Genomic DNA, 5,152 nt, shown 5'->3' with positions numbered 1-5,152 from the left:
AATCAGAATGAAGAACTCGTCTCTCAATTCAAGGGCACGGTCTATCATTCTTCCAAAGCTTGGGAGATAGACTCTTCTCCATAGGCATCTACTACCTTTACCCTCGAAATGAATTCCAGAAACTCCTTTCTTGAATCCCCAATTATCCCTCTTGAATCCATTCTTGAATCACCCCTCTTGAATCATACACCCTATGAGCTACATCATTGACGGCATACGCACACCTATCGGTAGATTCACCGGCACCCTCAGCCCAGTCCGTACGGATAATCTCGCAGCACATGTCATCCGGGAGTTGATGGCGCGCAATCCGGATGTCCCTGGAGAGGCGATAGATGATGTGATCATGGGATGTGCCAATCAGGCCGGAGAGGATAACCGCAATGTGGCCCGTATGGCCTTGCTGCTGGCGGGCCTCCCCTATACGGTGCCCGGAGAGACGGTCAATCGGCTCTGCAGCTCCGGGCTCAGCGCGGCTATTCACGCACATCGGGCGATCCATACCGGTGATGGGGATCTCTTCATCGCAGGTGGAGTGGAACACATGACCCGCGGACCATGGGTGATCTCCAAGGTGAGTACTCCCTTCGGTCGTGATGCGCAGATGCACGATTCCTCCTTTGGATGGCGTTTTATCAATCCCAAGCTGGAGGCCGTATACGGTACTGATGGCATGGGAGTCACCGCTGAGAATCTGGCCGAGAAATATTCCATCAATAGGGAGGATCAAGATCGATTCGCCTATGGGTCACAGATGAAGGCTGCAGAAGCTCAGCGCAATGGTCGACTGGCCAAGGAGATCGTAGCTGTGGAGATTCCCCAGCGGAAAAAGGACCCGATCATCTTCGATCAGGATGAGTTCATCAAGCCCAATACCACCTTGGAGATACTTGCCAAGCTGCGGCCAGCCTTCCGCAAGGAAGGTGGAAGTGTGACCGCAGGAAACGCTTCAGGTCTCAATGACGGGGCCGCAGCCGTGCTCATCGCATCCGAGCAAGGAGTTGAGAAATACGGATTGAAGCCCAAGGCCAAGATCATCAGCTCGGGAGTAATAGGAGTCGAACCACGCATCATGGGTATCGGTCCGGTCAAGGCAAGTCAACTCGCCCTTGAGCGCGCGGGCCTGAGCCTGGATGATCTGGACATACTCGAATTGAACGAGGCTTTCGCGGCACAGGTCCTGGCCTGTACCCGAGAACTCGGATTGGCCGATGATGACCCACGCATCAACCCCAATGGAGGAGCCATAGCCATCGGCCATCCACTCGGAATGACCGGGGCGCGTCTGTTGAATACTGCGGCTATCGAATTGCACGAACAGGATAAGCGATACGCCCTCGTTACTATGTGTGTGGGTGTGGGACAGGGATATGCAGCGGTGATCGAGCGTGTTTGAAGTCAAAGAAATAACAGCTGAGGACACCTATCCCCTCCGACATAGTATCCTCCGGCCTCATCAGACATTAGCGGATTGTCTCTATCCGGGAGACTCGAAGACCGAGAGCTTCCATGTTGGTGCATACATCGGTGATGAACTGGTATGCATCGCCTCCTTCTTCCCTCAACTCTCCGACCGTCTGCCACATGCCAAGCAATACCGACTGAGAGGCATGGGAACATTGCCCGAGCATCAAGGAAAGGGCATAGGTGCGCGGGTATTGGAAGAAGGTGAACGCATCGCTCGCGAGAAGGGCTATGACCTCATCTGGTGCAATGCACGCACTTCTGCATATGGCTATTACGTCAAGCAAGACTATACCGCCTTCGATGACATCTTCGAGATAGAAGGGATAGGTCCACACAAAGTGATGTACAAGCTGTTGTGACTTGTTTGGCACTCCTTGTTAGGAGAATTCCACCTCGCTGATTCCAGCCCTTCCTTTTCTTGGTTAATTCGTTTGAAAATCAACGGAGCATGACCCTCAGCACCCTCGATATCGTCATCATATTCTCCTTGCTGGCCATCTATCTTGGAGTAGGTATTTGGAGCTCTAAAAAGTCGAAAAAGGGTTCTCGTGAATTCTTCCTTTCTGGAGGAAACATGCCTTGGTGGCTGCTCGGAGTCAGTATGGTCGCCACGACCTTCTCCGCAGATACTCCCAATCTCGTAACGGATATCGTCAGGCAGAACGGTGTCTCAGGCAACTGGGCCTGGTGGGCATTCCTCCTCACAGGTATGCTTACGGTCTTTGTTTATGCGCGCCTCTGGAGGAGGAGCGGCATCACCACCGACCTGGAGTTCTACGAATTGCGCTATACCGGAAAGATGGCCTCGTTCCTTCGTGGATTCCGAGCCATCTATCTGGGAGTATTCTTCAATGTGATGATCATGGCCACCGTATCCCTGGCCGCGATCAAGATAGGTGGAGTCATCCTAGGATTGGAGCCTTGGGTCATACTGGCCATAGCTGGCACGGTTACGGTGCTCTATAGTGCGCTCGGAGGTCTACGGGCGGTCATCCTTACGGATTTCATCCAATTCACCATAGCGATGATCGGGGCGGTATGGGCAGCGGCCACCATCACCCATATGCCCGAAGTCGGTGGCTTGGACGGATTGTTCACTCATGAGAATGTGCGCGATAAGCTGAATCTTCTACCGGATTTCAGTGATTCGGAGACTCTTATCCCTATGCTCATCATCCCACTCGCAGTACAATGGTGGAGTGTGTGGTATCCCGGTTCAGAGCCTGGAGGAGGGGGCTATGTGGCCCAGCGCATGCTCTCGGCCAAGGATGAGGATCACGCCATGGGAGCGACCTTGTTCTTCCAGATCGCGCACTATGCACTACGCCCCTGGCCGTGGATCATCGTGGCGCTGGCATCGCTCATTTTCTTCCCCGATCTAGCTTCAATCCAAGCGGCTTTTCCTCACCTGAGCGATAGTATCATCGGGCACGATCTGGCCTACAGTGCCATGCTCACCTTCCTACCCAGCGGACTGATCGGGATCATCATCGCGTCATTAGCCTCGGCCTATATGAGTACCATCTCCACCCATCTCAACTGGGGCTCGAGTTACATCGTCAATGACTTCTACCTGCGCTTCATGGACAAAGAAGCGAGTCCTGCCAAGCAGGTCAGTATCGGACGAGCAAGTACCGTCATCCTCATGCTCCTTGCCTCATTCATGGCCCTATTCCTGGAAAGCGCCTTGGATGCGTTCAACATCCTGCTGCAGATCGGTGCAGGAACAGGATTGATCTTCATCCTGCGCTGGTTCTGGTGGCGGATCAATGCCTATACCGAGATCACGGGAATGACCGTCTCTTTCCTCATCGCCATCTATTTCAAATTCATCTATACGGGAGATATGGCCGATCACTGGCAGTTGTGTTGGGGAGTAGGTATCACGACCATAGCTTGGCTTACAGTGACCTTGCTTACCCGCCCTGAACCGGAATCGTGTAAGGCATCCTTTGACTCATTGATCGGAAAGGATGCCGGCCATGGTATGAGTATGAAGATCCTCGCGATGATCACTGGGACGATCAGTATCTATTCCGGGCTATTCTTCACCGGATATCTGCTCTATGGAAATGTCAGTGCGGCTTCTATCTCAGGTATGACCCTTCTGATTGCAGGGGCTATTACCTGGACGATCTGGAGGCGATTGAAAGCCCACGTTTCGTAAGAAGTCGTACTTTTCAGAAGCTCTGTGACTCAGAGCGACCAAATAAAACCAAACGACCTCTATGATCAAAGACCCTAAAAGTCGCTTGATAGCGCTCTGCTGTCTGTTGCTCTTGACTTCCTGTGCAGGCACCAACAATAGCTTCAGTTCTAAAGAATTCGGAAAGCGTAAATACCTGAAGGGCAGGTATGTTCAGCTGAAATCGACTGAAAAAGAACGTCCTGCTGAGATCAAGAACGACCTGCTTTCTGAAGAAATTCAGGAGACCAGGGATGAGGGTGCAGTGCTTCTGGAGAAACCGGTTTCTGATAAAACACATCACGCACAGCAGAAGACCAGTTCAAAATCCACTCACCATAAGTCGACCCGCGTCACAAGGACTGAAGCCGAAAAGATAGACCAATGGGCCTCCATGGCAGAAAGGTATTCTTCTCCAAAGCGCCAATTGCACGTCTCCATAGCTGAGAGTCAGGAAGAAACCCCTCGCACCCACTGGGGAGCCATCGCAGGATTGGTCTGTGGGATACTGGGTATCATCGGCCTCTTTCTCGTGCCTGGGGTCGGTCTTCTTACCATACCGGCATTGATCTTCGGTTCTGTCGCAAAGACCAGCATCAAGGCCTATCCAGAAAGATTCAAGGGTTTGGGCATGGCACAGGCAGCTTTCGTACTCGGAATTATCGGTGTGGGGCTGATAGTGCTTGCTATTATTCTGGTCATCATCTACTTGAGCGATATCAGTTTCAACGGATAATAGCAACGAGTATAAACCTCGAATCATCAATCACATTTAAAACTACTTCTGACCTATGCGAACAAAGATCTATACCCCCCTATTGTGGATAGCGCTACTCATGCTCACCTTTTCATGTGCATCAGATAAGTATCAATACTCCTCTAAAGAATTCGGAAAGCGTAAGTATCTGAAAGGGAAATACGTACAGCTGAAGGAGGATGATCGTAAGAAGCCCGATAAATTGGATATCGAAGAATTCGTCAGTGAGCTAGAAGAGTCCATGATACCAATCACCGATAGCGAAGTATCAACTGAGACGAACGATTCAGAAACAAAGATTCAAGTAGTAGGAACTTCCCATGATGACTCTCAGGCAGTGCAGAGAAAAGGCCGTATGAGTGCAGTACACAAGGCATTGAAATTCAAACGTACGTTGGTCAAGCAGATGCTCGAGAAACCCGAAGTCTCCGAGTCATTCGATGCTCAAGATGGCTACCAGACGGTGCATTGGGGTTCCATCACAGGTCTCATCTGCGGGATTCTTGCCTTCTTCATAGCCGGCATTATTCTGGGTCTTTGCGCAGTAGTATTCGGAGGGGTCGCACTCGGTGCTATCAATAGAGAACCTGGGGTGTATCGGGGAAGAGGTGGCGCAATTGCAGCCATCGTTCTGGGATTGATCGCTCTGGTCCTGACCCTTATCTTCTTGTCGACCTTATAGCTTCTGAGGCTACCTTCAGGATATGGAAGTCAGCCGAGCAAAAAAGAACAATCAAGACAAA

General features: G+C 51.3%; 5 protein-coding genes. All 5 read left to right on the top strand.

Annotation, left to right across the window (positions count from 1 at the left end; genetic code table 11):
- The first annotated feature begins 193 nt into the window (after positions 1-193).
- The 5 genes from pcaF to HKN79_08550 all read left to right on the top strand — a co-directional run bounded on the left by pcaF (position 194) and on the right by HKN79_08550 (position 5,091).
- On the top strand, positions 194-1,396 hold the full coding sequence (gene pcaF / locus HKN79_08570; GenBank protein ID NNC83618.1) for a 3-oxoadipyl-CoA thiolase: 1,203 nt from the start codon (positions 194-196) through the stop codon (positions 1,394-1,396).
- Positions 1,389-1,826: a GNAT family N-acetyltransferase gene (locus tag HKN79_08565; GenBank protein ID NNC83617.1), complete on the top strand. Its 438-nt coding sequence runs from the start codon at positions 1,389-1,391 to the stop codon at positions 1,824-1,826. The genes pcaF and HKN79_08565 overlap by 8 nt, the downstream gene beginning before the upstream one ends.
- A gap of 89 nt (positions 1,827-1,915) precedes the next feature.
- Positions 1,916-3,634 (top strand): Na+:solute symporter, encoded by a 1,719-nt coding sequence (locus HKN79_08560; protein NNC83616.1) that lies wholly within the window; start codon positions 1,916-1,918, stop codon positions 3,632-3,634.
- Between the two features lie 61 nt (positions 3,635-3,695).
- Positions 3,696-4,388, top strand: a complete 693-nt coding sequence (locus tag HKN79_08555) for a DUF4190 domain-containing protein (protein NNC83615.1) — start codon at positions 3,696-3,698, stop codon at positions 4,386-4,388.
- A gap of 55 nt (positions 4,389-4,443) precedes the next feature.
- Positions 4,444-5,091 carry a DUF4190 domain-containing protein gene (locus tag HKN79_08550; protein NNC83614.1) on the top strand — a complete coding sequence of 216 codons (648 nt, stop codon included), beginning with the start codon at positions 4,444-4,446 and terminating at the stop codon, positions 5,089-5,091.
- The last annotated feature ends 61 nt before the right edge of the window (positions 5,092-5,152 follow it).

Source organism: Flavobacteriales bacterium (genome assembly GCA_013001705.1).
Taxonomy (GTDB): Bacteria; Bacteroidota; Bacteroidia; order Flavobacteriales_D; family JABDKJ01; genus JABDLZ01.
This window is presented reverse-complemented; position numbering and strand designations above follow the sequence as displayed.

What these genes read in the sequence shown, in the direction of transcription:
- HKN79_08550 (NNC83614.1), top strand. Translation starts at nt 4,444, where the DNA reads ATGCGAACAAAGATCTATACCCCCCTATTGTGGATAGCGCTACTCATG.
- pcaF (NNC83618.1), top strand. Translation starts at nt 194, where the DNA reads ATGAGCTACATCATTGACGGCATACGCACACCTATCGGTAGATTCACC.
- HKN79_08555 (NNC83615.1), top strand. Translation starts at nt 3,696, where the DNA reads ATGATCAAAGACCCTAAAAGTCGCTTGATAGCGCTCTGCTGTCTGTTG.
- HKN79_08560 (NNC83616.1), top strand. Translation starts at nt 1,916, where the DNA reads ATGACCCTCAGCACCCTCGATATCGTCATCATATTCTCCTTGCTGGCC.